The organism is Pseudoalteromonas sp. NSLLW218 (genome assembly GCF_015864775.1).
GTDB lineage: Bacteria > Pseudomonadota > Gammaproteobacteria > Enterobacterales > Alteromonadaceae > Pseudoalteromonas.
Window position 1 is genome coordinate 88,171 of the sequence record NZ_JADYWO010000013.1, and the last position, 25,842, is coordinate 114,012.

A 25,842-nucleotide genomic window follows, 5' to 3' on the forward strand; every position below is an offset into this window, starting at 1 on the left:
AAGAGAATAGCCAAGCACATAAAAAATACATACCGCAAACACCTCCATAAAAGCCGTTAAAAAACACCCCAACCAAATTGGTATAACAAAAAATCATTTAAAAAATATTTAATTTTACTAATTGGTAAGTTTTAATTGTTAAATTGGTATGCTAGATTGAGATTAAACGATGCCTGTACCGCACAATTTTTACTTCATCACACAGAGACAATAATGATAAAAAATACATCCACATTTAAACTTACGGCTTTAGCCGTTATCACCCCTTTACTTTTTACCGCTTGTTCAAGTACCCAAAGCACTAATCAGCAAAGCGATGCGCCTGTACCTGCAACAAAGTTTGATTTATCTCACTGGAAAATAAATGTACCAGTTGATTTAAACAACGACGGTAAAATTGATGAAATAGATGTAGAAGAAATTCAGACTTACGCACACCCTGATTTTTTCTATCTTGATGATAAAGGCTACATGGTATTTACCTCCCCTAATAAAGCGCTTACAAGTGCCAATTCTACTAATACCCGTAGTGAACTTAGACAAATGATCCGTGGATCAAATACTAAAATTAAAACTAAACACTCTAAAAACAACTTTGCTTTAGCTGTTCACCCGCTATCTGATCGATTTGGTTCTGTTGGTGGAAAAATGGAAGCAACGTTAAAAGTAGATCACGTTGCACTTCGTGCGACTGATCCTGATAAAAAAGCGGCTTACTCGGTTGTTGTAGGGCAAATTCACGCAGGTAAAGATCAGGCACTTATTGATACCAAGCTTGGTTATGGCTGGGGCAATGAACCACTTAAAATATATTACAAAAAATGGCCAGGACATAAAACAGGCTCAGTTTTTTGGAACTACGAACGTAACTTAGCTAAAACAAATCCTGACCGTACAGACATTACTTACCCTGTTTGGGGTAATACATGGGAAAACCCTAACGAGCCAGGCAGCGCCGGTATTGCACTAGGTGAAGAATTTAGCTACACGGTAAATGTGTATAAAAATGTTATGCACCTTACATTTAGCGCACAAGGCAAAGAAGACGTTAACTACTCTATTAATTTAGGTAATAACGTAGATGCTTATGGCAAAGTAGATGAAAAAGACCATCCACATGGTTACGCTGCAGATTGGCATTACTTTAAAGCCGGCGCTTATAACCAATGTAGTACTAAAAGCGCGAAAGGTATTTGGTACCCTGGTTGTTTAGGTACTGGCGATTGGACTAAAGATAAACAAAATGGCGATTACGCTCAAGTAAGCTTTAGTAAACTAGAGTTGAGCCCTGCGACACCGCCAACAAAATAACTAGGCTAGTACAACCTCAGATAAGTAATTTTTTAGTGATGTAAAAAGTGGCGTTGGTAGATTATTAATATCGCACCAGCGCCACTTTAAACATTTATTAGGCTCTTTAAGCTCAGGCTCTCCGCCCTCAAAATCAGCTTTTACATACAACGTAATATAGTGTTTGTTCTCTGCTGTAAAAATATCATTGGTAAAATCAAGCTTAGTAATTTTACTTACCTTTAAACCTGTTTCTTCAAACACTTCACGTATTGCACATTGCTCAACACTTTCACCAAACTCTAAATGCCCTCCAGGTGTTGCCCATGTATTAGCACCGTGCGCGCCAATGCGCTCACCTAGTAAAATTGTGTTTTGATGCTTTATAATAACCGCAACCCCTACTCTTACTACATTACTCATATCGTCTTTTCTCTTATTTTTACTGCCCGCCATGCTGAACCACACGCTTTGTATTGTCAATTTGGTATTTTTAAAACCAGTATATTGATTAACTTTTAGCCGACCAAGGTCGAATAGCTTGCTTGCTAAAAAAAGCCTACATTTTGTAAGGTCTCTCTCACACACTAGCCTAGGAGCCTTATATGTCAGGCGAATATCAACAGCAATATAATGCATTTAAACAAAACCCAGCCCAATTTTGGCTCGAACAAAGTAAAAATATTCCATGGTATAAAACTCCCACAAAAGCATACACACAAGACGACGATGGGCTTTATCATTGGTTTAGCGACGGGCAATTAAACACCAGTTTTTTAGCGCTAGACCAGCACGTTATTGCCGGATTTGGCGAGCAAACTGCACTGATTTACGACTCCCCAGTCACTAATACAAAGCAAACTTATAGCTACTCACAACTACAACAAGAAGTTGCTAAATTTGCAGGCGTAATACAATCGTTAGGCGTTACAAAAGGCGACTGCGTTGTTATTTATATGCCAATGATCCCACAAGCTGTTATTGGTATGTTGGCGTGCGCTCGCCTTGGCGCTATTCATTCTGTGGTATTTGGTGGGTTTGCTGCACACGAATTGGCTGTACGCATTGATGATGCCACGCCCAAACTTATACTTAGCGCCTCATGCGGTGTTGAAGTAAACAGCGTTATTGAATACAAGCCACTTATTGATAACGCGATAGACTTAGCTATGCACAAAGTAGAACACTGCATAATTTATCAGCGTCCACAAGTCAGGGCCACTCTTAAGCCTAAACGAGACATAGATTGGACTCAGGCAATGCAAACCGCTACAAGCGCAGATCCGGTGCCTGTAAATGGTGACGATCCGCTTTATATTTTATATACTTCAGGCACTACAGGCACACCCAAAGGCGTAGTGCGCGAAAATGGCGGTCACGCAGTGGCAATGCAATACAGCATGGAAACCGTTTATGGTATGAAGCCCGGCGACGTATTTTGGGCAGCGTCTGACATTGGCTGGGTAGTTGGGCACTCTTATATAGTTTACGCGCCGCTAATGTATCGCTGCGCGACCGTATTATATGAAGGTAAACCCGTTAAAACGCCCGATGCTAGTGCATTTTGGCGCGTGGTTGAAGAATATAAAGTAAATGCATTATTTAGTGCCCCCACCGCATTTAGAGCAATAAAAAAAGAAGACCCAAATGCTGATGGTTTTATCCAATACGATACCTCCAGTTTAAAACGTTTATTTTTAGCAGGCGAGCGGCTAGACCCTCCCACTTATGAGTGGCTTAAAGAAAAAACTAACCTGCCAATACTCGATCACTGGTGGCAAACCGAAACCGGCTGGGCCATCGCCTGCAACCCCGTAGGCATTGAAGAATTAGTAACAAAACCAGGCAGCTCAACAGTCCCAACACCTGGCTTTGATGTGCAAATACTAAATATGCATGGCGAGCAATGTGCACCAAACGAGCAAGGTGCTGTAGTAATAAAACTCCCACTGCCGCCAGGGTGCATGCCAACCGTTTGGCAAAATACCCCGCGATTTAAAGCAGGCTATTTAACGCAGTACCCTGGCTATTATCTTTCAGGCGACGGCGGCTACATAGATGAAGATGGGTACTTATTTATTATGGGACGCACCGATGATGTAATTAACGTAGCAGGCCATAGACTTTCTACCGGTGAAATGGAAGAAATAGTAGCCGCGCACCCTGCTGTTGCTGAGTGCGCCGTGTTTGGGATAACCGACACACTAAAAGGCCAACTACCAATGGCAATGATCGTGCTTAAAAATGACTTTATGGGCTCAAGTACCGATGTAGAGCAAGAACTTATACAAACCGTAAGAAACCAAATAGGCGCTATAGCGTGCCTTAAAACCATTATTAGCGTAGAGCGATTACCCAAAACACGCTCAGGTAAAATACTGCGTAAAAATTTACGCCAACTAATTGATGGCGACAAACTGCAAATTCCTTCAACCATAGACGATGCAGGTATTTTTGAAGAAATAAACCAACAAATTTCACTGCGTTGATCCAACAAGCTCTCATAAAGCCATTTTTAAAAATGGCTTTTTTTTGTATAAAAATAAGATAATTACAAATATTTAAAGTAAAGTATTAATAGCAACTATAATAAAAATATACCCATAACATTTTAGGAACTATGAATGTTTGTTTTAAGTAAAAAGTATCTATCGGCTAAAAATGATAACGAAGAACTTGCAAAAAAAATTGCAGAATTAACTGCGCATAACGAATTCCTAGCACAAGAAAACAAACACTTAGAACAACAATTAAGCTTTACTCAAACCGAAAATGATGAACAGTTTACCGAAAACTTACTTTCAAGTTCTATAGATTGCATAAGCCAAATTGAAGGTGTTCGCCAAACTGTGCTTGAGTCTTACTCAACCATTGAGCAAGAAAGCCAAGTTAGCTATAAAATAAATGACCTTTTAAATAACTCAAACGAATCATTAATGCATATAGCCAGCGAGATGGAACTTATGACCCATAAAATGGGTAGCATGAGTGAAAATATATCTGGCCTTTCAAGCCTTGCAGGTAGTATAAACACCTTTGTATCGACCATTTCAAAAATATCTGATCAAACAAATTTATTAGCATTAAATGCAGCCATTGAGGCCGCTCGAGCAGGCGAAGCTGGTAGAGGCTTTAGCGTGGTAGCTGATGAAGTAAGAGTACTTGCAACTAACACCAATAAATCAGCTCAAGAGGTTGCAGATCTTGTTAAAGAAATAATAGAAAAAACAGATGTAACCGTTAATTCAGCCGACGATATACAAAAAAACAATGCACAGCTTTCAAGTAATTTTGAATCACTAAATAGCGATTACGCATCCATTATTAGTTTTTGCACAAACATGAAGAACACTATATCGCAGGCTTCTATTCGCTCATTTATTCAAACTGTTAAGTTAGATCATATTGTATGGAAAGGTGAGGTTTATGCGGTTGCTAATGGCAAAAGCAATAAATCGGTAGACGATTTCACCAATCACACTATGTGCCGCTTAGGTAAGTGGTATAAGTCTGATGACTCTAATGAATACAAATCGTTAAATGCATTCAAACAAATAGATAAACCGCATAGCGAAGTACATAAAAACGGCGTACAAGCGCTACAACTAATTAAGCAAGGCAAAAAAGTAGAAGCAGTTAAACATATACACTTAATGGAATCAGCCAGTGAGCAAGTAATACATTTACTCGATCAGCTAGTTCGTTAAAACCATTAACGGGTTAAGTTAGTCTTAACCCGCAATCTTTCCTATAAAAAATTGAAATTTTTTACTTATTGGCACTTTCTTACTTAACTAACCTATAAAAAACGTTAAACAGGAATGTGCATGTCTCGCTTATTACAAACACTAATCGCTACCAGCCTTTTACTTATTGGTTTTATGGCTCAAAGTTACGAAATTGAAGACTTAGGCGATGGCCTCCACCGCTTTATAGACGACAGACACCGCTCAGTATTTTTAATCACTCCTGAGGGTGCAATTGTTACCGACCCGCTTAATAAAAAAGCAGCCACCTGGTTAAACAAGCAAATTAAAACTCGCTTTAACGTACCGGTAAAATACGTAATTTATAGCCATAATCACAGCGATCATATTTACGGCGCCGAGGTGTTTAAAAGCCCGCACACCACTTTTGTAGCGCATAAACTCGCTGCGCAAGATATTAAAAACACACAAATGAAAACGGTCATGCCCACTCTTACCTTTGATGATGAGCTGACTCTTAATTTAGGTGGTTCAACGGTAAAGCTAAATTACCATGGTCCAAACGATGGGCGGGGTTCGGTTAGTATATTATTCGAAAAGCAAAAAACGTTGTTTGTAGTTGATTGGATTGTTATTGGCAGAATGCCGTGGCAAAAACTCTGGAGTTACGATATCCAAGGCATGATTAACTCAACTCAAGCAGTACTCAAATATGACTTTGATACTTTTGTTGGCGGACATGCCGACATTGGCAACAAAGCTGACGTAACACGTTACTTAAGTTATATAGAGCAACTTTACAGCCAAGTAACCGCAGGCGCACTTGCAGGGCAAAGCCTTGATGAAATAAAGAAAAATATAAAGTTAGATCAATTTAGTGACTTTAAACAGTTTGATGCATGGTTACCACTTAACATAGAAGGCGTGTACGAGCGTTTAATGGAAGAATCTGGTATGGGCTGGCGCAGCGATTTATAGGTTTTTTAGACCTTACTTTTTTGTGCAAATCTAATATTCAAATACAAAGGCATTAGCTTTAAATGCGCTATTGCCTTAGTGAACATTAGCAACATTTACACTCCACTTACGTTTATTGACAGCACTATACAAAAAAAGGTTTATCTTAAAGCTTATACAAAGCAAAGAGGATAAATACCTATGAACTTATCTTTAAAAATTATTAGCGTAGCAGCAATAGCATTTACCATGAGTGGTTGCACTGTATATCAACATAGTCCCAGTGCGCATAAACCACATAAAAAAGTCGTTAAAGTGGTTACTCCTGTTTTAGTAACTGAGCACAACTCTCCAAGTATTATGGTCGTAAAAGCCAAGCCCACAAAAGAGGTCTGCACTAAACACGATAATCATTGGCATTGTAAGGCTCGATAATCAACGCTTTGCTTAAGTAAAAGAAGTAAATTGCCCTTTTATTAATACACAGTTGAGTGATATTGGCAGCGCTAACGTTGCCAATATTTACTGCGCCTAGTTCATTTATACAAACCTACGCTTTGGGAATAACCATGCTTTATAGATTGGGGTATATTTAGGCACTTTAAAATTAATTAAGCTTACCAAGCATTCATAGGTATTTTTAAAGGTACTTGGCTACCATCTTCATTCTCTAAAAGTAATTGTAAAATCTCTCCAGATTCCTTGCGCATTAACTCTTTTGCTTCACTAGCAGGGCAACCTGGGATTTTACAATTTTCTATAGAAATTATTTTCTGCCCAGCAACAATCCCTGCTTTTTCAGCGGGTGAATTAGGTTCTACTTTTTCAATAATAAATGACGTTATCGTCGGGCTAAAAAAACCATCAGATCCAACGTTCCCTAAAACTCCAAGTTTAACTTTCTCTGCAGCCAAGGCGTTGAAAGAAGTAATTGAGATTAAAATAATTATGAATTTGAACATATGAATTAACACTCCATGTAAGTCTAACGTTAATATTTTTTACTATTTACAGTTTTAGCAAATTACTTAACACATTACTATCACTAAGTTTTTTATATTCTCAGCGTTAAATTAAATATTTTTGAGTATAAAAAACCGCGCTAAAGCTTTTTTTAAAAGTGCCTTAGCGCGGTTTTTATATTTCAAATTCAAATATTAGAAAAAGCGTATTAACTAAAATCGACCACCACTTCATAACGCCCTGGCATATCGTTTACTTCGTATACCCAACCGTGTTGTTTTATTATTTTTTCGCTTAACTCCACCCCTAAACCGTAGCCAATATTGGCGGGCTTATTTGTGTTATTAGCAGTGTGTGGCGTATCTGTTTGTACGCTGCTATTTACTTATAGAGATCTCGCTGTGCAATATGCCATTACCTTGATAGCTTGACTGACTGTTACATGCAGCAAGTGTGCAACTAAGTGCAAGTAAAAAACCGGTTGAGTGCTTTTTAAAATAAACCATTTAACTATGCCTAATCCGTACTATTACACATAGCTTATTAGGTCGAGGGTTAAGGAGGGGTTAAATGATTAAATCTAAATATTGGGTTGCTAATTTAACAGTAAAAAGTAATTACTTTAGATGTTTTACATCGTTATAAATTTTGTAGCTGCTCTATCAACCATTTATGAATTGGGCTGTTATTGGTACGCGGATGCCATGCGGCTATTACTTTAAATGTAGGAGGCAGAGCTTCTATTTTTAGCTGTTTAACTTTGCTGTTTGGTAATAATCTTGATGGGTAAAACGCCAACATATCGGTTGTATGCAAAATGTCGGGCACCGCTGAAAAGCTAGGTACCGACATTACAATATTACGTTTTAGCCCTTGGCTTTCAAACCACCGATCGTGCGATCCGCGCAAATTAGCGCGCGATGGCGACACCACTAGCTGTGAATGCTTTGCAAATTGCGCCAAACTCAAAGGTTCAGTGTAAGTAGTATTACCTATACCGGTAATACACAAATGCTGTTCTTCAAACAAAGTGATATAAGAAAGATTGTCGGGTATAAATTCTGGAAAGCTAATCAATAAATCAAGCTCGCCTGCCGTTATAAGTTGATTAACGTTGTCAGACGCAAAGTCGCGCACAATCAGCTTTAAACCTGGCGCTTCGCGGCGGGTAATATTAAATAATTGCGGCAATAAAGCCTGCGTGGCGTAGTCGGTTGCGCTTATGGTAAACACACCTTTATAAGTTTGCGGACTAAACAGCTCGGGCTCTAGTAACGATTCTAATTGCTTTAAAATATGATTAACAGGCGCCTTGAGTCCTTGCGCTTTAGGAGTAGCAACCATGTTATTACCTTGGCGAATAAACAAGCGATCGTCAAATAAGTCTCGTAGTTTTCGTAGTTGCTCACTAATAGCTTGTTGCGTTAACCCCATTTTTTTGGCTACTTGCGAAAGATTTTGCAGTTCTAATAAGCTACTGAGTACTCTTAACTGTTTTATATCGAGCCGACTAATACCATTCATAATTGTATGCTGCACAAAAAAGTGTTGTTTCAAATTGTATCCTTAAATCTCTATGCTGCCAATGTTGCTTAACCACTATTTAAGCCTTTGTTTGCTTTATAAGAGAATTTAAAATGAAATCAGAATTAGTTAATACCGCCCCTTTATTCTCATCAATTGAGCTTGGCCCTTTTACACTTAAAAACCGTATTGTGATGCCACCTCTTACTCGCTCTCGCAGCACTCAGCCTGGCAATATTCCTAATGAATTAATGGCTGAGTATTATGCGCAGCGGGCATCGGCTGGTTTTATGGTTACCGAAGGCACACAAATAGAACCTCGTGGACAAGGCTACGCTTGGACCCCAGGTATTCACTCACAAGCACAAATTGAAGGCTGGAAAAAAGTAACACATGCAGTACATGCTAAAGGCGGTGTTATTTTTGCTCAGCTTTGGCATGTAGGGCGCGTATCGCACGCCACACTACAACCAAATTCAGGTAAACCGGTTGGCCCTTCAGATATTATTGCTGACAATGTAAAAGTATTTATTGAAACCGCACCTGGTGAAGGCGCATTGGCTGACCCAAGTGAGCCTCGTGCACTAAGCACTATCGAGGTTGGTGAACTGGTAAACATGTATGCGCAAGCTGCACGTAATGCTCTAGAAGCAGGCTTTGATGGCGTAGAGCTTCATTGTGCTAACGGGTATTTAGTTAATCAGTTTATTTCTGAACATACTAATAACCGTGACGATCAATACGGTGGAACGCTTAGTAATCGCCTGCGCTTTTTAAAAGAGATAGTTGAAGCGGTAAGTGACGTTGTAGGCTCTGATCGTTTAGGTGTTCGCTTTGCTCCTTTATTTGAAAGCACAGATGAAACACGAGTGTATTTAGGACTTGTTGAATCAAACCCTCATCATACTTATGTACAAGCCGTTAAAGTGCTTGAGCAAGCAGGTACTGCTTACTTATCAATAGCGGAAGCTGATTGGGAAAATGCTCCTGATTTACCACAAGAATTTTATAAAGCAGTACGAGCTGAATTTTCAGGTCGCATCATTTATGCTGGTAAATACACAGTAGAAAAAGCGGTGCGTATTTTAGGTGAAGGTTACGGTGACTTATTTGCATTTGGTCGCCCGTTTATAGCTAACCCTGATTTACCAGAGCGTATAGCAAATAATTGGACGTTTAACGAAGCCGATGCAGCCACTATGTATGGCGGCACCGAAGTGGGTTATAGCGATTACCCTTTTTATCAAAAGTAACTAGGGTCTAAAGTATATATGGAATTGGTATAGAACCGATACGGCTTTATAACAGGTAGCTTAATTAAGCTACCTGTTTTGAGATGAGACAACTATGTTGATAACACAGCTAAAATCTTGTTATTAGTTGCTCTCTACAATTGCTATTTTATTGCTCTACCTTCTACATCTATACAGCCATATATCAGTCATTTTTTAATAAAGTGAGCGTTAGATTTAATCTCTCAAATTGATTAAGTATTACTGTGAATTGGTATTAGCGTCAAGAACAGTAAAGATAAGTAAAAGGGTGTAAAGCCTCTCTACAGTTGCCCTTACATGCAGTTGGCATTCAGTTTCAACCATCAATACTAGCCATGTTAACCACAAACGAGGCAATATTATGAAACTTACATTTATACTACCTGCACTATTAGTTATTGGCACTTTATCTAGTTCTGCATTTGCAGCACCACATGATAGATATACAAAGCAAGAATATAAAAAGGTTCAGCTAAAACGAGAACTGAAAAAAATTAACCAAACTAAGGTAATCAAGTACGTGCCAGCTAAAGTTGTTAAAAGAAACGTTAATAACACAGCATTTGTTAAAGTTAATGTCATAACCTATCACCCAAGCCTTAAGTTTATTAAAAGATAAATGCACCCTTTAAAATATAAAGTCATGTTTGCGGCAATAAACAACGCGCCGCAAACTCAGCTTTTTACACCACTTAAATTCTATTATTGGTATTACCCCATCCAAAACACGCAGAAATAACGTTTTTAAGACCCAGCAAAAGAATCCAAGTGTATAATTTAATAGCAATATTATTAAAATATTTCTCATAATATATAAACTTACAAAGAACAAATACCCCTCTAAAATCGTCAAAAACAACTAAGTATGTCAATAACTGTCAGTAAAATGTAAAAAGCTGTAAGGACCGTCTCTGAAACTACCACATATCAGTTGCCATTCAGTTTAAGGCGTTAATATTGAACTTAGTTATGTAACAACATAAACGAGGCATACTATGAAACTTACTTTTTTACTACCTGCACTGCTCGCTATAGGCGCAGTATCAGGCTCTGCGCTTGGAGCACCAAACGAGCGAGAGAATGATAAAAGCTTTAAACGTGATCACGACAAACGTGTTGAATATAAACGCGATGAACGCCGCCATGAAAAAAAGCAGCGCATTGAGCATAAAAAAGAAAAACGAGAAGACCGTAAGCAAGAAAAACGTAGACTCGCTAAGTACAAGCAGGAAAAGCGTGAACAATACCGCTACAACCAGCGCAAATATAACTACTTAACAAACCATAATAATTCAGTCGCTTACAGACAAAATCGATTTATAAACCATTTACCACGCAATAGCGCATCGATTAGATTTAATGGTATTTCGTTTACGTTTAACGACGGCCTTTACTACCGTAAAGCTAAAAGAGGCTACCACGTAGTTACGCCACCTAGAGGCCTGCGTATAAATACGCTACCAAGAAATTACAGGCACTTTAAACACCATAATACGACTTACTACACTTATCAAAATGTGTACTACATTGCTGATAATAATGGTTATACGGTCGTTGATGAGCCACCAACCCGTCTTAACCAGGCAATAAAAGTGGGTAATGTGAATGACTATAGCTTGGGCCAAACATACGACTCATTACCTCAGGCAGCACAGGCCGTAATAATTAACTCGCAGCAGTATTTTAAATACGGCGATATTTATTTTTTACCGCAAATAAGTGGTGACGACATAAAATACCTTGCTATTAAGCTAGGTTAAATCCGCTATAAATTAAAAGGCCTTGCTACCAATAGCAGGGTCTTTTTTATTTCTCCTGTAGGTAATAACCCAAAGCAATAAAATCAATTCCCCCTCTAAGCATTAACATGTCTTAGTATTTGTAAGCTTTTTTGCTAAACTAGCTCGCATATTAATAGTGAGAGTGTATTTATGTCGGGTGAGTTTCCACGTGCTGGTTTTTGGCGCCGTTTTGCGTCGTTAGTTTACGATACGTTAGCCATTATTGCGTTTGCGATGTTAACTGTAGTGCTGTATTTATTTGCTGTACAAGGGCTTATTTCTCTCGATGTAATTAGTTTAAATGGCGCAGAGGATGTGTCTGCCTTTATTCAAAATTCAAATCTTCTTTCGGGTATTCGTACCGCTCTTTTAATTATTGTTACCTTAGTATTTTTTGGCTACTTTTGGACTAAAAGCGGGCAAACCATTGGCATGCGTGCATGGCGTTTAAAAGTACAAACTCTTGAGGGTAATTTAATTAGCTGGCCGCAATCAATTATCCGCAGCATTAGCGCTTTACTCGGTTTAGGTAATTTGGTGGTGTTAGTCGATTTTAAAAACAAAAAAGCACTGCAAGATTACATCTCTAAAACAGAAGTTATTGCGCTTACTAAAGAAGAAAACAGACGTATTTATAGTGAGCTTGATTAATTCCAATTTTTCTAAATCGTGGATTACGCGGTGGTTAATCGGTAGTTAAAAAGCAAAAAGGGTGACCCGTGGTCACCCTTTTTCATCTTTTGAATAGGTACTCTATACCCGTTTATTCATCAAATATGTCGCAAAGCCTATAAATATAATACTAGGTAATACCGCGCCTATAATGGCAGGTATTTGGTAAACCATAACCACAGGGCCAAATATTTCATTAGTTAAGTGAAACACAATTCCCGTTACAACACCCATAATAATACGCGCGCCCATAGTAACCGTACGCAGCGGGCCAAATATAAACGAGAGCGCCACCAGCAGCATTACCGCAACAGATACTGGCTGCATCAACTTACGCCACAGTGCAAGCTCGTAGGTACTTGTGTCTTGTTCGTTTTGCTCTAAGTAACTTAAATACGACCAAAGCCCAGTAAATGAAAGTGACTCCGGTTTTACCGACACAACCCCTAACTTTTCAGCGGTCAATTGCGAAGAATAAAACTCTTCTGGTAATTGCTCTGTTGTGGTTTTTTCGCTAGTAATAATAACCTTATTTACGTCACGAAGTAGCCAGCCATCTTTTCGGCTCAGTGCATCTCTTGCTTTAGTAATTTGGGTAAGCTCTAACGATTTATCAAAGTGGTACATGTGTACCCCGTTGAGCCTGCCGTTTTCGTCTACATCTTCAATATTAATAAAATTGCTGCCGTCTTTAGCCCATACACCCTTTTGTGTATTAAACACATCACCGCCATGTATTGCTTGGTTACGCATTTCTTTAGCGTGTAATTGCGCTTCAGGTGCACCCCATTCGCCAAGTGCCATCATACATACAGCCATAAATACGGCGGTTTTCATCACTGAGCCAATTATTTGTAAGCGCGACATACCAGCGGCTTGCATTACTACAAGCTCGCTGTTTGAAGCAAGTGCCCCTAAACCCGTTAAGCCACCAATTAGCGCAGCCATCGGAAAAAACACCACTAAATCGCCAGGTATTGTGTAAAGCGTGTAAAGCATTGCGGTCATTAAGTCGTAACTGCCGCGCCCTACCGACTTTAACTGGTCGATAAATTTAATTAAGGTGCTAATACCAACAAGTACCAATAATGCAAAGCCGGTAGTTTGTAAAATACTGCGGCCTAAATACCAATCAAGCGTTTTCATCATGAGCCTAACTCCCGCTTAGTTACAACGGCTTTAAGCCAAGCGCCCAGTGGTCGCCCTTTTATAATTAATAACCCACCTATAAACAAGGCACTTAGGTGAATCCACCACAAGCCGATTGAAGGCGGGATTTTGCCATCTTCAACTGCAAATTTAGCGGCATTTAGTAAAATAAAGTAGCCTAAGTACAAGCTAATAGCAGGCACTAGTTTTGCAAATTTACCTTGGCGAGGATTAACCACACTTAGCGGTACTGCCAGTAAGGTAAGTAGTGGGATTGATAGCGGAATAGCGAGTCGCCATTGCCATTGAGCAATAGATTCAGGTGTATTTATAGCCAATAATTGGTTAGTTGGCACAGCCTCTAATTTACGGCGTTGATGCTCTATTTCTTGTTCTCGTATTTGTACGCTGTAACCATCAAATTCTGTTAAATTAAGTGCAGGCGTTGTGCCATCTGTTTCGTAACGTTTACCGTCTGTTAGTACTAGCTGTTGCTCACCATTTACGGCTTCAACCACAACACCTTGCTGTGCATATACTAAGCGCGCTAGATTGCCTTTTTCGCTATCAGGTAACTGTGCAACAAATACCTTATTGAGCTCTTTGCCGCCCTTTTCAATATTATGAATAAACACCACGGCTTTTTCGTTACCGGTTTCTTGGAACCGCCCAGCCCTGAGTGCAGACAACCCCGCATCGGCTTTAGCTTGTTCTTTTAATTGATACTCTTGCTCGCTTGCCCACGGCGCTATATACATAGTCAATGCAGCGGCTAGTATGGCAAGTCCAACGCTTGATATAAGCGTTACGCGCACAACATACCATTCACTTACGCCACAGGCTTTAAGTACGGTCATTTCGCTATCGGCGTATATACGGCTGTAAGCCAAAATAATGCCTAAAAATATACTCAGCGGAAGTATTAGCGAGGCTAGTTGTGGAAGCTTTAGTGCAATCATCGATAGCACTAATTTAGCAGGAATGCTGCCCTCAGAGGCATCACCTAAAATACCAACTAACTTTTGTGACAAAAATATTGTCATTAAAGTTAAAAATACGGCGACCTGCGATTTTAAAACCTCAGCGGTCAAATAACGGAAAATTAGCAATGCTCGCCCCTGTTAAACATGGAATTTCACTACGATAGTGAGAATTGAATAGTTAAATAGCTATTTTACCCAGTTAATACCGGCAAATAGGCTATTATTATAAGCCATCAAATTTAATTATCCTACCTAAGTGCACGATATAATGTTGCATTAGTAGCCCTTAAGCATATAAAGTTCAATTACACAGTAAGAGTCTAGCAAAATCAGCTAAAATAAGAATTATCCTTACATAAGTTACGTAGATAAGACTAGAAAATACTTTTTTAGCCCCAACTTACTAACTTAAATGACTCAAAATCAGGAGTGACAATGGAATTTAACGTAAAAAGTGGTAGCCCAGAAAAACAGCGCAGCGCATGTATTGTGGTTGGCGTTTACGAGCCACGTAGGTTATCCCCCATTGGTGAACAACTCGATAAAATTAGCGATGGTTATATCTCTAATTTACTTCGCCGTGGCGATTTAGAAGGTAAGCCAGGCCAAGTTTTATTATTGCATCATGTACCAAACGTATTAAGCGAGCGCATATTGCTTGTTGGTTGTGGCAAAGAGCGTGAGCTTGATGATAAGCAATATAAACAAATTATTTCTAAAACTATTAATACCTTAAACGAAACGGGCTCTATGGAAGCAGTTTGCTTTTTAACAGAGCAACACGTTAAAGGTCGCGACACTTACTGGAAAGTACGTCAAGCAGTAGAAACAACACAAGATTGCTTATACACGTTTAACCAATTAAAAAGTAAAAAAGTAGACCCTCGTCGTCCACTTCGTAAAATGGTGTTTAACGTACCAACTCGACGCGAACTAACGATTGGCGAAAGTGCTATTGAGCATGGTTTAGCCATTGCTGCAGGTAGTAAGCTGTGTAAAGACGTGGCTAATATGCCACCAAATATTTGTAACCCAGTGTACTTAGGGGAACAAGCACAAGAGCTGGCAACTAATTTTGACAATATCACCGTTGATATTATTGGCGAAAAGCAAATGGCAGAACTAGGTATGAACTCATACCTAGCTGTTGGCCGAGGTAGTGATAACGAATCAATTATGTCGATTATTAACTACAAAGGCGCCGCTGACGACCAAGCCCCTATTGTACTTGTTGGTAAAGGCTTGACGTTTGACTCAGGCGGTATTTCATTAAAACCAGGCGAAGGCATGGATGAGATGAAATACGACATGGGCGGCGCTGCTGGTGTTATTGGTGCAATGCGTGCACTTGCACAAATGCAATTGCCGATTAACGTTATTGGTGTTTTAGCTGGCTGTGAAAACATGCCTGGCTCAAACGCATATCGCCCGGGTGATATTTTAACAACAATGTCGGGCCAAACAGTTGAAGTGTTGAACACCGACGCTGAAGGTCGTTTAGTATTGTGCGACGCACTAACGTACGTTGAGCGCTTTAACCCAGATACTGTTATTGACGTGGCAACACTGACAGGCGCTTGTATTGTAGCCCTTGGCGCGCATGCAACTGGTTTACTATCAAACCATAACCCACTTGCACATGATTTGTTAAAAGCGTCAGAGCAAAGTGGCGACCGTGCATGGCAGTTACCGTTATGGGATGACTATCAAGATCAACTAGATAGCCCATTTGCTGACTTTACAAACTTAGGTGGACGCTCTGCAGGAACAATTACTGCGGCATGTTTCTTGTCTAAATTTACTAAAAAGTATAATTGGGCGCATTTAGATGTTGCTGGTACAGCGTGGCGCAGTGGCGCTAAAAAAGGCGCAACGGGTCGCCCTGTTCCAATGCTTACTCAGTATTTACTAAATAGAGCTGGTGTAAGTGAAGCAGCTCAAGATTAAACGTTTAGTTTAAGTTAATATCTGTTTATAAGGCGCCGTTTGGCGCCTTATTTATTTGTGTATTAATTGAAGCAAACCCCGTTATATGGCAAAATCTGCCTCTTAATTTATGTATATCAATTTGGTATACATTCAATGTCATGGGAAACCCCGATACAATGAACATGAACGCTAAATTTTTCGTTCTAAAGCAACAAGATGAGTTAACAGCTAAGGCTGACGATCATTTTGCTTTGGCTGCTCAAATTGCGGCCGATCAGTATCGAAATGGGCAGCGTGTGTTTATTTGTGTTAACGATAATGAAGCAGCCTGTGCCATTGATGAAATAATTTGGGCATTCGATCCAGATAGTTTTGTGCCACATAATTTACAAGGTGAAGGCCCTAAAGGCGGCGCACCTGTAGAAATTGGTATTACGCCACCTGTTGGCAATCGTAAAGTTTTAATTAACTTGGCTACTCAGTTACCGGATTACATTCGTCGGTTTAACCAAGTTTTTGATTTTGTACCCGTAGAAGCAGCTGCTAAACAGGCAGCCCGCGAGCGTTTTAAAAAGCTACGCCAACTCGGTGCCAATCTCACCACGCAAGATATTAATAGCTAGCCAATCAGGCAAACTAACCAACTAATCTAAGTACTTATTTAAGGTTCTGTGTAATGGATAAAACCTACAATCCGCAAGATATTGAACAGTCTCTATATCAAGACTGGGAACAAAAAGGCTACTTTAAGCCATCTGGCAAAGGCGTACCATATTCAATTATGATTCCGCCGCCAAATGTCACTGGTAGCTTACACATGGGCCACGCCTTCCAAGACACAATAATGGATACCCTAACGCGTTTTAAACGTATGCAAGGTAACAACACATTATGGCAAGTAGGTACTGACCACGCAGGTATTGCAACGCAAATGTTGGTTGAGCGTAAGCTTCATGCAGAAGAAGGTAAAACACGCCACGATTTAGGCCGCGAAGATTTTATTAATAAAATCTGGGAATGGAAAAAAGAATCTGGCGGCACTATTACCAAACAGCTTCGTCGCCTTGGTGCATCGGTTGATTGGGATCGTGAACGCTTTACAATGGACGATGGCCTATCTGAAGCCGTTAAAGAAGTGTTTGTACGCCTTCATAAAGAAAACCTAATTTACCGTGGTAAACGCCTAGTAAACTGGGATCCTAAATTACACACTGCTATTTCTGATCTTGAAGTTGAAAACAAAGACAAGCAAGGCCACATGTGGAACTTACGTTACCCACTGGCTGACGGCGTTACAACACAAGACGGAAAAGACTACATAGTAGTAGCAACAACTCGCCCTGAAACCATGCTGGGCGACTCGGGTGTTGCAGTAAACCCAGATGACGAACGCTACACAGATTTAATTGGTAAAGAGATTTTATTACCAATCGTTAATCGTCGTATTAAAATTGTTGCTGACGAACATGCCGATAAAGATAAAGGCACGGGTTGTGTAAAAATCACCCCAGCGCACGACTTTAACGATAACGAAGTGGGCAAGCGTCATCAAATGCCGATGATCAACATTTTCGATAAAGACGCCGCTATTCTTACCCAAGGTGAAACATACACCTTTGACGGTAAAGAGCTTGAGTTTGATGCGCCAATTCCTGAGCGCCTACATGGACTTGATCGTTTTGCTGCGCGTAAAGCGATTGTGGCAGAATTTGAAGAACTAGGCCTACTTGAAAAAATTGAAGATCATGGTTTAACGGTTCCTTACGGCGATCGCTCTGGCGTTGTAATTGAGCCACTACTTACCGACCAATGGTATGTGCGTGTTGCACCACTTGCAGAACCTGCAAAAGACGCTGTTAAAAACGGCGATATTCAATTTGTACCTAAGCAATACGAAAACATGTACTTCTCGTGGATGAACGACGTACAAGATTGGTGTATTTCACGCCAGCTTTGGTGGGGTCACCGCATCCCAGCTTGGTACGACAATGAAGGCAACGTATTTGTTGGTCGCGACGAAGCTGAAGTACGCCGTGAAAACAACATTGCAGATGATGTTGCGCTTAGCCAAGACGAAGACGTACTTGATACGTGGTTCTCATCAGCGCTTTGGACATTTTCTACACAAGGTTGGCCTGAAAATACCGATGATTTAAAAACCTTCCACCCGTCTGACGTATTGGTAACTGGTTTTGATATTATATTTTTCTGGGTTGCGCGCATGATTATGATGACGCTGCACTTTGTGAAAGACGAAAATGGCAAACCACAAGTTCCATTTAAAACCGTGTATGTAACTGGCTTAATACGTGACGACAATGGCGATAAAATGTCTAAGTCAAAAGGTAACGTACTTGACCCACTAGATATGATTGACGGCATTGAACTTGAAGACCTAGTACAAAAACGTACTGGTAACATGATGCAGCCAAAACTTGCCGCTAAAATCGAAAAAGATACGCGTAAAGTATTTGCCGGCGGTATTGAAGCACACGGCACCGATGCACTTCGCTTTACCCTTGCTGCGATGGCATCTACCGGTCGTGATATTAACTGGGACATGAATCGCCTTGAAGGTTACCGTAATTTCTGTAATAAACTATGGAACGCGAGCCGTTACGTACTAATGAACACCGAAGAGCTCGATTGTGGTTTTGCAAACGATGCTGATAAAGAGTTCTCATTAGCTGACCGTTGGATTTTAGGTCAGTATGAAGCAACCGTTAAAACCTACACAGAGCACTTAGATAACTACCGTTTTGACTTAGCCGCTAACACGCTTTACGAATTCACATGGAATCAATTTTGTGATTGGTATTTAGAGCTAACTAAACCAGTATTGTTTAAAGGCAATGAAGCACAGCAACGTGGTACACGCCATACGTTAATAACGGTACTTGAAAGCTTACTGCGTTTAATGCACCCGATGATGCCGTACATCACTGAAACTATTTGGCAACGTGTTGCACCACTTGCAGGCCTTGAAACAGCAAACACCAGCATTATGGTTCAGCCGTTCCCTGTATATAACGAGGCAAGCGTTGATGCTAAAGCGATGGATGACTTGGAGTGGGTTAAACAATTCATTTTAGCGATTCGTAATATTCGTGGCGAAATGGATATTAGTCCAAGTAAACCACTTAGCGTATTACTTGCTAATGCATCGAGCGACGACGTGCGACGCATTGAAGAAAACAAATCATTTTTAGCATCACTTGCAAAAATTGAAGAGTTTACAATGCTTGAAAACAAAGATGACGCACCAGCATGTGCAACGTCTTATGTTGGCAACCTTGAGATCATGATCCCAATGGCGGGCTTAATTGATGTGGAAGCCGAGCTTTCGCGTATTAATAAGCAACTCGAAAAAGCAGAAAAAGGCCTAGCACAAGTGCAAAACAAACTCGCTAACGAAAAGTTTGTTAATAATGCGCCTGAAGCCGTACTTGCTAAAGAAAATGCAAAACTAGCTGAGTTTAGCGATGCTAAAACTAAGCTACTTGAGCAAAAAACTAAAATAGAAAGTTTATAAGCTTTCGTAAAATGCCTATTAACACTATTTAATAGGCATTAAAAAAGCCGCTCACTTATTGAAGTGAGCGGCTTTTTTGTGCCCTGTGATTAACCACAAGACACTTCTACATTAAAACTTGTAGTTGTACTGAGCGCCAATAAGTACTGCATTACCTTCTGATTCAAACTCAAATCCATCTTCTTCAAAATTCTGAGTTTTACCACGGATAATACTTACACCAAGATCAACGTTAGAGCTTTGATCAATTGTGTAGTTACCACCGAATGAGAACCAAAAACGATCTGTGTCTGGGATAGAGATCGACAGATGATCTTGTGATACTGGAGACTGATCAAATGCTACACCAGCACGAAGTAATAAATCTTCGTTATATTGGTAATCTGAACCAACAGCGAAACGGTACGAATCAGAGAAGCTCTCATCTTTATTAAATGCGCTAAACTTATCGCCAGTCGGTGCTGTAACTCGTGCTTCTAATGAATCAAAGCTACTCCAACCTGTCCATAAAATACTGTAATGAAGACCAAGTTTTTCATCTAACTGATGGGAACCTGAAAATTCAGCTATTGCAGGAAGTGTGATTTCGACAGAGCCAGGTAGTTCAGCTCCATTCAATCCACCAAAAGCTGTTGGTATTTGATTCGAGTATTCACCTTCGAATGTAATATCTGTTTCTGTACGATAATTAAAACCAAAACGGCTGTTATCATCTAGCTGATACATTAAACCAACATTTAAAGCGTAACCTGTATCATCACCTTCCAAGTTCACAACTTCATTATTTGCAGCAAATGGTAAACCAGAGCCAGCATGACGCACAATTGTTGCATCAGCGTAAATTACGTTTAAGCCAATACCATAGCTAAACTTTTCAGTAACTTTATAAGCAACGCTTGCATTTAAGTTAACAGTAAATATTTCTGTTTTACCTGCAATCTGTCCTGCTGAGTAGTCATCGTCAAAGTCTGTTGATAAACCAAAGTTAGAAAATGCACCAAAACCAAGTGATACTTTATCGTTGTAAGGCATAGTAAAGTAAGCTGCTGGTACCACTGCACTTGGTGCAATGCTGTCATCATCTAATGAAGATTGATCAATACCAGTTGGCGCGCCTTCACCTTCTAAGCTTACATCTGGAATTACGCCAATAGCAGCAACACTTAGTTGCTTGTCTTTAAATAAAGTCATTAGTGCTGGGTTACGTGCAACTACAGACGCATCGTCTGCGATAGAAGCTTCACCAGCGTATGCACGGCCTAAACCCGATGCATTTTGCTCTGATAATTGAAACGCAGCTGCAAAGCTATCAGCTGAAACAAATGCAAGCGAAGCTGCTATAAGAGTTTTAGAAAATTTCATTGTTGAGTCCTTAACCAAACTGACCGTCTGGGTACTATGTGTGTTGTTATTAGGATTTAAAACTTGGCTACACTACCTTAATTTTTTGTAAAAAACTCTATGAAAGTGTCAAAAAATAGCAAAAAACCCGGTTTTTAACCACATTTTAACGACAAATTAACGGTAATTTAAAACTCATCGGACTAGAAGTGTGCTATTAGAGCAAACACTCTAACTGTAATTAATTATCATTTAGATTGACTTGGGTTTAGCGGCCACTTACACTCATTATAAAATCGCAAAGGAAGTGAAACTGTGATCATTTTATTTATTATTACAGGGCTAATATTTTGTGGGGCGAGTGTGTTTTGCTTTTACAAAGCAAACTACTGCGCCTGTACTCAAGCAGGACAATGCGATAATCCCGTAAACCATTATTGGCTAGGGGCAATGTTAAATGCGTTGATCTCTTTAGCCCTGTGTTGTTTTGCATTGCACGTAGAGCTAGGCACTTTGCTATGGTTAACACTTATGGGAAGTTGCTTTTTGGGTGCATTTATTTCAGCAAAACAAACTAAAAAAAGGCAATGCAGTAAGGCTAATTCAACAAATGTTCTTTTAGCAGGCGAGACAAATTAATCTGATAATCTAAGGGCTTAACGCTTGATAGTATTTTAAGCTCTTGGGTGTGCTCACTTAAATCAATATCTTTTGGTGTAACATGATGATTGTGCTTAGCGTTATAAAATAGCTTAATTTTAGGCTTAATAGGATTAAGTACATTTCCCTCAAGCACTAGCGCTAAACGCTCATTCGTTAATTTTACAATAGTCCCTACCGGATGAACCCCTAAACACTTTATAAACCGCTGCACTAACTCACCATCAAACAAGTGTTTATTGGCTAATAAATAACGTAATGCATTAATAGGCTCATCACCATCTTGATGCATTCTATCGGCAGTCATTGCATCGTACACATCTACAATTGCCATTATACGCGCCGGGCGACTTAACTTTTCAGCCTGCAGGCCTCGCGGATAACCAGAGCCATCTAAGCGCTCATGATGATTTACTATCATATCAAGCATAAGGGGTGTTATACCCTTCTCGCCTTTAACTAAACCCAAACCTTGTGCTACATGCTTTTTAATGGCTAAGAGCTCATTATTAGTAACCTTAGTTGGCTTTGAAAATATACCTTGGGGTAATTTAGCTTGGCCTAAATCATGAAGTAACGCCCCCATTGCAAGCTCTTGTACAACAGCCTGCTCATATCCTAAGTATTTAGCAAATACAGCGGTAAAAATGGCGCAGTTGATCATATGCCGCCAGTTATAGCTGTGTTTATCTTTGATACGAGTAAGAATAGTCATGGCGTTAGCGTTACGAAAAACTGAGCTGACTATTTCGCTGGCTATTTCATCAAGCACTTTTATATTAACACTCAGGCCAGATGTTAAGTCACCGTATAACGACTGTAGCTTTCGACCGTGCTGATCGTAATTTACAGTCGCTTTAGCAAATTCTTGTTCGATTGAGATTGCTATAGGTGTTTTTTCTGCTTTTTGTTGGCTATTAGATGTTTTAGGTATGCTTTGAGGCTTATATTTGGCAGGAACTGGGGCATCACCTTTAGTAAAATCAATCAGTAGCTCAAGCACACCTTCAGAGACTAAACGCTTAATAATAGATCTATCGCGTACCAAGCCACTGGTCTTAATTTTTATGCTATTGATCCCTTCATGTTGCTTAGTAACGCTATCAACGTACATACCAGGAGTAAGTTCGGACACGGGCAAAGTAATTAGCATAAAGGCGGGATTTTTCTATTAAGGAATATGTACCTTAAATAGCATTAATTAAGCCTAAAAGTCTAGTTTTTGAGTTGTAAGTAGTTATATATAACTAAAACTATAATTTACAGCCTTATTAGAGCTGTAATGTAATTCTGATTATCTTAATTTTTAATAATTAAATGCTTTCTCTCAACTACACTGAAGTGTTTACCACTAAAAAACATGTGATTTAGCTATATAATTTATCTAATCATTATAAAAAAGCGAACTTTATTAACCTTTCTTGAACATAATATTGTTTTGCCTCGGTCTCAATATACACAGCACTTAATAAAAACTGCTTCAAATACTTAAGAGTACTAATATATGACAAAACTAAACCAACCCTTATCAAACCTAAGTGTGGCTGCAATAAACACAGCCTCGCCTTTGGGTCATATATTAAAAGTAGCCGCTCCACTGCTTGATAGCCTATTGGGTATAAATAAACTGCGAGATATTTACCTCTCTAATAATTTATCGGGTTTGGATAAACAAGAGTTTAGTGAAAAGCTTTTAAATGTATTGGGTATTAATGTACTTGGCGCACAAGGTGTTATTAACAAAATACCAAAGCAAGGCCCTTGCATAGTGGTATGTAACCACCCTTACGGCATGGTTGAGGGCGTAATAATTGCAAAATTGCTCACCCATTATCGTAGCGATACAAAAGTAATGGCTAACGTTGGTTTAAAAATATTTACAGAAATTAAAGACTACTTTATTTTTGCCAACCCGCTCAAACCTAAAGCAGCCATTAATACCAGTGCAATTAAACAGTGTTTTAAACATGTAAATAACGATGGCTTACTTGTGGTTTTTCCTGCTGGCAGGGTTTCGTTTTTTCAATCAAAAAAACAACGTGTAACCGACGGTCAATGGAATCGTTTAGCGGCTCAACTAGCCTTAAAAACACAAGCCCCTTTATTACCTGTGTTTATTAGTGGTCAAAATAGCCCTATGTTTTACAACTTGGGACGCATTTACTACCGATTTAGATTATTAATGCTAATACGTGAATTACTTAAAATTCAAAAAAGGTCCATTAATTTAGGTGCTAGTAATTTACTTACACCCAAGTTATTAAATAAATTTGAGAAAACTGACGACATTAACGATATTGCGCGTCTGCTTTGTTATTTAAACGATGAACGCTTTGTAACACCTTGGCAAGACGATGCCCAATCAATGCAACTAAAAGCGATTATGCAGGATGTTGATAAAACAAAAATGACGAGTGAACTTGCTAGCTTACCAAACGAGCAGCACTTATTAGACTTTAAAAGTTACTCCGTTTATTACGGTTATCAAGATCAAATACCTAATTGTGTTACTGAAATAACACGCCTTAGAGAAATAACCTTTCGTACATTAAACGAAGGAAGCGGCGAGCCATGTGATACCGATAAGTTTGACGCAACTTACATGCATTTATTTATTTTTGATCATAAAAATGAAGAGATCATTGGTGCTTATCGAATTGGACAAACTGATTTATTACAAAAAAATAGCGACGTGAGCGCCCTTTACTTATCGCAAATGTTTAATTTTAAACCCTCTTTTATTAATCAACAACAGCCGTGCTTGGAAATGGGTCGCTCGTTTATAGTTCAAAAACATCAAGGCAGTTACCATGGTTTATTGCTGTTATTTAAAGGGATCGGTGCGTTTATGGCGCAAAACCCACGTTATAGGACTTTATACGGCACAGTTTCACTAAGTAAACTTTATGACCCTCGTTCTGTCGCAATTATTGATCATGCAATGGTTAATAATAAAAAAGGTGTTAACGCCAATACGCCTTTTAATAATAAAATTCACCCTGAGTTTGAAGACTTCATTAGCGATCACACGTTAAACATAGATCATGTATCAACATTGGTTATGGGAATAGAAGAAGATAAAAAAGACATACCGATTTTATTAAAGCAATATCATAAGCTAGGCGCTCAATTTCATTGTATGGGAATTGACAGTAACTTTAATCACACCCCAGGATTACTTTTAAGTGTGCACCTACCAAGTGCGCCTGAAAAGCTACTTAAGCTCTACCTTGGTGATAAAAAAGATGATTATATAAATCACTCATAATTTTATCTGCTGCATTAATACAGCAGGTAAAAATAAAGCAACAAAAAAGTCGACGCAATTAATTGCGTCGACTTTTTTAGTTATGTAATAGCTATACGAATACCTAGTTAAGCTGCAGCCACTTTTAAACAACTAATGCTACTGATGAGCTGAGATTGCTTATCAAAATAATTAAAACGTATAGTCTTACCAACTTTAATATGACTAATACTGACTGTCATTGCGTCTTCTCTTTGCATATTTACACCATATTGGCCTTGCTCGGCTTTGCTGTAATGAAATGCTAAAAACTGCTCACTTGCGGGATGTCTTACGTCAATAAGTTGCTTAAATTGTTGTTTACGCTTTTGTGTAACTGTTTCTAGCTCAACGCCAGATGACGTTGCAAGCGATTCAACTTGGCAATCGATTAATTGTTTTGTGTCCCACCGAACAAAAACGATGTGACTATTATTTAGGGATAATTTATCCGGAAAAATACATAATTTAAAAGGCGCATAACCTGATAAATCCATATTTTGTAATTGAGACAATGCAGGGGTTTTGTTGCTCAGTAAATGTGGGATTAAAAGACCTCTACTGTGCTTTACGGCAGTTATATCAAATACACTTTGATAATCGTTTAATAAAGCTAATGTTTGCCCCCAATGCGATACACCAAGCCAAGTACCTCCCCCTTGCGGATCGATCGGGTAAATTGCGTTACCTGTGTGCTTACTCGGGGCGATTGCCATTTCTCGCGTTTTTTGCTCATCACGATTAAAAAACAACTCGTAGCCATCATCAGTTAAGAAGTAACTTAAAGTGCACAT

General features: G+C 39.2%; 22 protein-coding genes. 14 read left to right on the top strand and 8 right to left on the bottom strand.

Annotated features, from left to right (window positions below):
• Positions 1-213: 213 nt before the first annotated feature.
• On the top strand, positions 214-1,311 hold the full coding sequence (locus tag I6E80_RS17775; protein WP_197186114.1) for a polysaccharide lyase family 7 protein: 1,098 nt from the start codon (positions 214-216) through the stop codon (positions 1,309-1,311).
• On the opposite strand, the gene I6E80_RS17780 is transcribed toward I6E80_RS17775, so the two are convergent.
• The gene (locus I6E80_RS17780) at positions 1,312-1,713 is read right to left on the bottom strand and encodes an NUDIX hydrolase (protein WP_197186127.1); all 402 of its coding nucleotides are present in this window, start codon (positions 1,711-1,713) and stop codon (positions 1,312-1,314) included.
• Positions 1,714-1,895: 182 nt separating this feature from the next.
• Here I6E80_RS17780 and I6E80_RS17785 point away from each other — a divergent pair, with 182 nt between their 5' ends.
• The 4 genes from I6E80_RS17785 to I6E80_RS17800 all read left to right on the top strand — a co-directional run bounded on the left by I6E80_RS17785 (position 1,896) and on the right by I6E80_RS17800 (position 6,389).
• The gene (locus tag I6E80_RS17785; RefSeq protein WP_197186115.1) at positions 1,896-3,779 is read left to right on the top strand and encodes a propionyl-CoA synthetase; all 1,884 of its coding nucleotides are present in this window, start codon (positions 1,896-1,898) and stop codon (positions 3,777-3,779) included.
• A 135-nt stretch (positions 3,780-3,914) separates the two neighbouring features.
• Positions 3,915-4,997, top strand: coding sequence for a methyl-accepting chemotaxis protein (locus I6E80_RS17790; RefSeq protein ID WP_076925288.1), 1,083 nt, complete (start codon positions 3,915-3,917; stop codon positions 4,995-4,997).
• Positions 4,998-5,117: 120 nt separating this feature from the next.
• Entirely contained in the window at positions 5,118-5,975 is an 858-nt protein-coding gene (locus I6E80_RS17795) for an MBL fold metallo-hydrolase (protein ID WP_197186116.1), read from the top strand.
• Positions 5,976-6,155: 180 nt separating this feature from the next.
• A complete protein-coding gene (locus I6E80_RS17800; RefSeq protein ID WP_076925286.1) occupies positions 6,156-6,389 on the top strand; it encodes a hypothetical protein in 234 nt (77 codons plus the stop codon).
• Between the two features lie 182 nt (positions 6,390-6,571).
• On the opposite strand, the gene I6E80_RS17805 is transcribed toward I6E80_RS17800, so the two are convergent.
• Both I6E80_RS17805 and I6E80_RS17810 read right to left on the bottom strand, forming a co-directional pair.
• Positions 6,572-6,916, bottom strand: coding sequence for a PDZ domain-containing protein (locus I6E80_RS17805; RefSeq protein ID WP_197186117.1), 345 nt, complete (start codon positions 6,914-6,916; stop codon positions 6,572-6,574).
• A 640-nt stretch (positions 6,917-7,556) separates the two neighbouring features.
• Complete coding sequence (locus tag I6E80_RS17810) at positions 7,557-8,474, bottom strand: LysR family transcriptional regulator (RefSeq protein ID WP_197102782.1); 918 nt, start codon at positions 8,472-8,474, stop codon at positions 7,557-7,559.
• 80 nt (positions 8,475-8,554) lie between these two features.
• Between I6E80_RS17810 and I6E80_RS17815 the strand changes: the two genes are divergently transcribed.
• The 4 genes from I6E80_RS17815 to I6E80_RS17830 all read left to right on the top strand — a co-directional run bounded on the left by I6E80_RS17815 (position 8,555) and on the right by I6E80_RS17830 (position 12,147).
• A complete protein-coding gene (locus I6E80_RS17815) occupies positions 8,555-9,694 on the top strand; it encodes an alkene reductase (protein ID WP_197186118.1) in 1,140 nt (379 codons plus the stop codon).
• A gap of 382 nt (positions 9,695-10,076) precedes the next feature.
• Positions 10,077-10,334 (top strand): hypothetical protein, encoded by a 258-nt coding sequence (locus I6E80_RS17820; protein WP_197186119.1) that lies wholly within the window; start codon positions 10,077-10,079, stop codon positions 10,332-10,334.
• A gap of 376 nt (positions 10,335-10,710) precedes the next feature.
• The gene (locus I6E80_RS17825) at positions 10,711-11,475 is read left to right on the top strand and encodes a DUF6515 family protein (protein WP_197186120.1); all 765 of its coding nucleotides are present in this window, start codon (positions 10,711-10,713) and stop codon (positions 11,473-11,475) included.
• 171 nt (positions 11,476-11,646) lie between these two features.
• A complete protein-coding gene (locus I6E80_RS17830; RefSeq protein ID WP_076925276.1) occupies positions 11,647-12,147 on the top strand; it encodes an RDD family protein in 501 nt (166 codons plus the stop codon).
• Between the two features lie 102 nt (positions 12,148-12,249).
• Here I6E80_RS17830 and lptG read toward each other — a convergent pair whose 3' ends face one another.
• Together lptG and lptF are read right to left on the bottom strand one after the other, a co-directional pair.
• Positions 12,250-13,317, bottom strand: coding sequence for an LPS export ABC transporter permease LptG (lptG, locus tag I6E80_RS17835; protein ID WP_076925275.1), 1,068 nt, complete (start codon positions 13,315-13,317; stop codon positions 12,250-12,252).
• Positions 13,314-14,426: an LPS export ABC transporter permease LptF gene (gene lptF, locus I6E80_RS17840; protein ID WP_007587281.1), complete on the bottom strand. Its 1,113-nt coding sequence runs from the start codon at positions 14,424-14,426 to the stop codon at positions 13,314-13,316. Before lptF ends, lptG begins: the two co-directional genes overlap by 4 nt.
• A gap of 309 nt (positions 14,427-14,735) precedes the next feature.
• Here lptF and pepA point away from each other — a divergent pair, with 309 nt between their 5' ends.
• The 3 genes from pepA to I6E80_RS17855 all read left to right on the top strand — a co-directional run bounded on the left by pepA (position 14,736) and on the right by I6E80_RS17855 (position 19,761).
• Positions 14,736-16,247 carry a leucyl aminopeptidase gene (gene pepA / locus I6E80_RS17845; protein ID WP_024604878.1) on the top strand — a complete coding sequence of 504 codons (1,512 nt, stop codon included), beginning with the start codon at positions 14,736-14,738 and terminating at the stop codon, positions 16,245-16,247.
• Between the two features lie 158 nt (positions 16,248-16,405).
• Positions 16,406-16,852 (top strand): DNA polymerase III subunit chi, encoded by a 447-nt coding sequence (locus tag I6E80_RS17850; protein WP_024600719.1) that lies wholly within the window; start codon positions 16,406-16,408, stop codon positions 16,850-16,852.
• 53 nt (positions 16,853-16,905) lie between these two features.
• On the top strand, positions 16,906-19,761 hold the full coding sequence (locus I6E80_RS17855; protein WP_197186121.1) for a valine--tRNA ligase: 2,856 nt from the start codon (positions 16,906-16,908) through the stop codon (positions 19,759-19,761).
• Positions 19,762-19,872: 111 nt separating this feature from the next.
• Here I6E80_RS17855 and I6E80_RS17860 read toward each other — a convergent pair whose 3' ends face one another.
• Positions 19,873-21,123: an outer membrane protein transport protein gene (locus I6E80_RS17860; protein WP_170072654.1), complete on the bottom strand. Its 1,251-nt coding sequence runs from the start codon at positions 21,121-21,123 to the stop codon at positions 19,873-19,875.
• Between the two features lie 294 nt (positions 21,124-21,417).
• On the opposite strand from I6E80_RS17860, the gene I6E80_RS20515 reads away from it, so the two are divergent.
• On the top strand, positions 21,418-21,741 hold the full coding sequence (locus tag I6E80_RS20515; protein WP_331459346.1) for a hypothetical protein: 324 nt from the start codon (positions 21,418-21,420) through the stop codon (positions 21,739-21,741).
• Here I6E80_RS20515 and I6E80_RS17865 read toward each other — a convergent pair.
• Positions 21,701-22,915, bottom strand: coding sequence for an HD-GYP domain-containing protein (locus I6E80_RS17865; RefSeq protein ID WP_170072653.1), 1,215 nt, complete (start codon positions 22,913-22,915; stop codon positions 21,701-21,703). The two genes, I6E80_RS20515 and I6E80_RS17865, sit on opposite strands and share 41 nt — an antisense overlap.
• A 351-nt stretch (positions 22,916-23,266) precedes the next feature.
• Here I6E80_RS17865 and I6E80_RS17870 point away from each other — a divergent pair, with 351 nt between their 5' ends.
• Positions 23,267-25,030 (top strand): lysophospholipid acyltransferase family protein, encoded by a 1,764-nt coding sequence (locus I6E80_RS17870; protein WP_197186122.1) that lies wholly within the window; start codon positions 23,267-23,269, stop codon positions 25,028-25,030.
• A 107-nt stretch (positions 25,031-25,137) separates the two neighbouring features.
• On the opposite strand, the gene I6E80_RS17875 is transcribed toward I6E80_RS17870, so the two are convergent.
• Positions 25,138-25,842 (bottom strand): NRDE family protein, encoded by a 705-nt coding sequence (locus I6E80_RS17875; RefSeq protein WP_197186123.1) that lies wholly within the window; start codon positions 25,840-25,842, stop codon positions 25,138-25,140.

Excerpts from the sequence above, each read along its gene's own strand:
- I6E80_RS17820 (WP_197186119.1), top strand. The coding sequence starts at position 10,077 with ATGAAACTTACATTTATACTACCTGCACTATTAGTTATTGGCACTTTA.
- lptG (WP_076925275.1), bottom strand. The coding sequence starts at position 13,317 with ATGATGAAAACGCTTGATTGGTATTTAGGCCGCAGTATTTTACAAACT.
- I6E80_RS17825 (WP_197186120.1), top strand. The coding sequence starts at position 10,711 with ATGAAACTTACTTTTTTACTACCTGCACTGCTCGCTATAGGCGCAGTA.
- I6E80_RS17855 (WP_197186121.1), top strand. The coding sequence starts at position 16,906 with ATGGATAAAACCTACAATCCGCAAGATATTGAACAGTCTCTATATCAA.
- I6E80_RS17815 (WP_197186118.1), top strand. The coding sequence starts at position 8,555 with ATGAAATCAGAATTAGTTAATACCGCCCCTTTATTCTCATCAATTGAG.
- I6E80_RS17795 (WP_197186116.1), top strand. The coding sequence starts at position 5,118 with ATGTCTCGCTTATTACAAACACTAATCGCTACCAGCCTTTTACTTATT.
- I6E80_RS17875 (WP_197186123.1), bottom strand. The coding sequence starts at position 25,842 with ATGTGCACTTTAAGTTACTTCTTAACTGATGATGGCTACGAGTTGTTT.
- I6E80_RS17780 (WP_197186127.1), bottom strand. The coding sequence starts at position 1,713 with ATGAGTAATGTAGTAAGAGTAGGGGTTGCGGTTATTATAAAGCATCAA.
- I6E80_RS17850 (WP_024600719.1), top strand. The coding sequence starts at position 16,406 with ATGAACATGAACGCTAAATTTTTCGTTCTAAAGCAACAAGATGAGTTA.
- I6E80_RS17800 (WP_076925286.1), top strand. The coding sequence starts at position 6,156 with ATGAACTTATCTTTAAAAATTATTAGCGTAGCAGCAATAGCATTTACC.
- I6E80_RS17860 (WP_170072654.1), bottom strand. The coding sequence starts at position 21,123 with ATGAAATTTTCTAAAACTCTTATAGCAGCTTCGCTTGCATTTGTTTCA.
- I6E80_RS17870 (WP_197186122.1), top strand. The coding sequence starts at position 23,267 with ATGACAAAACTAAACCAACCCTTATCAAACCTAAGTGTGGCTGCAATA.
- I6E80_RS17865 (WP_170072653.1), bottom strand. The coding sequence starts at position 22,915 with ATGCTAATTACTTTGCCCGTGTCCGAACTTACTCCTGGTATGTACGTT.
- I6E80_RS17790 (WP_076925288.1), top strand. The coding sequence starts at position 3,915 with ATGTTTGTTTTAAGTAAAAAGTATCTATCGGCTAAAAATGATAACGAA.
- pepA (WP_024604878.1), top strand. The coding sequence starts at position 14,736 with ATGGAATTTAACGTAAAAAGTGGTAGCCCAGAAAAACAGCGCAGCGCA.
- I6E80_RS17805 (WP_197186117.1), bottom strand. The coding sequence starts at position 6,916 with ATGTTCAAATTCATAATTATTTTAATCTCAATTACTTCTTTCAACGCC.
- I6E80_RS17785 (WP_197186115.1), top strand. The coding sequence starts at position 1,896 with ATGTCAGGCGAATATCAACAGCAATATAATGCATTTAAACAAAACCCA.
- I6E80_RS17830 (WP_076925276.1), top strand. The coding sequence starts at position 11,647 with ATGTCGGGTGAGTTTCCACGTGCTGGTTTTTGGCGCCGTTTTGCGTCG.
- I6E80_RS17775 (WP_197186114.1), top strand. The coding sequence starts at position 214 with ATGATAAAAAATACATCCACATTTAAACTTACGGCTTTAGCCGTTATC.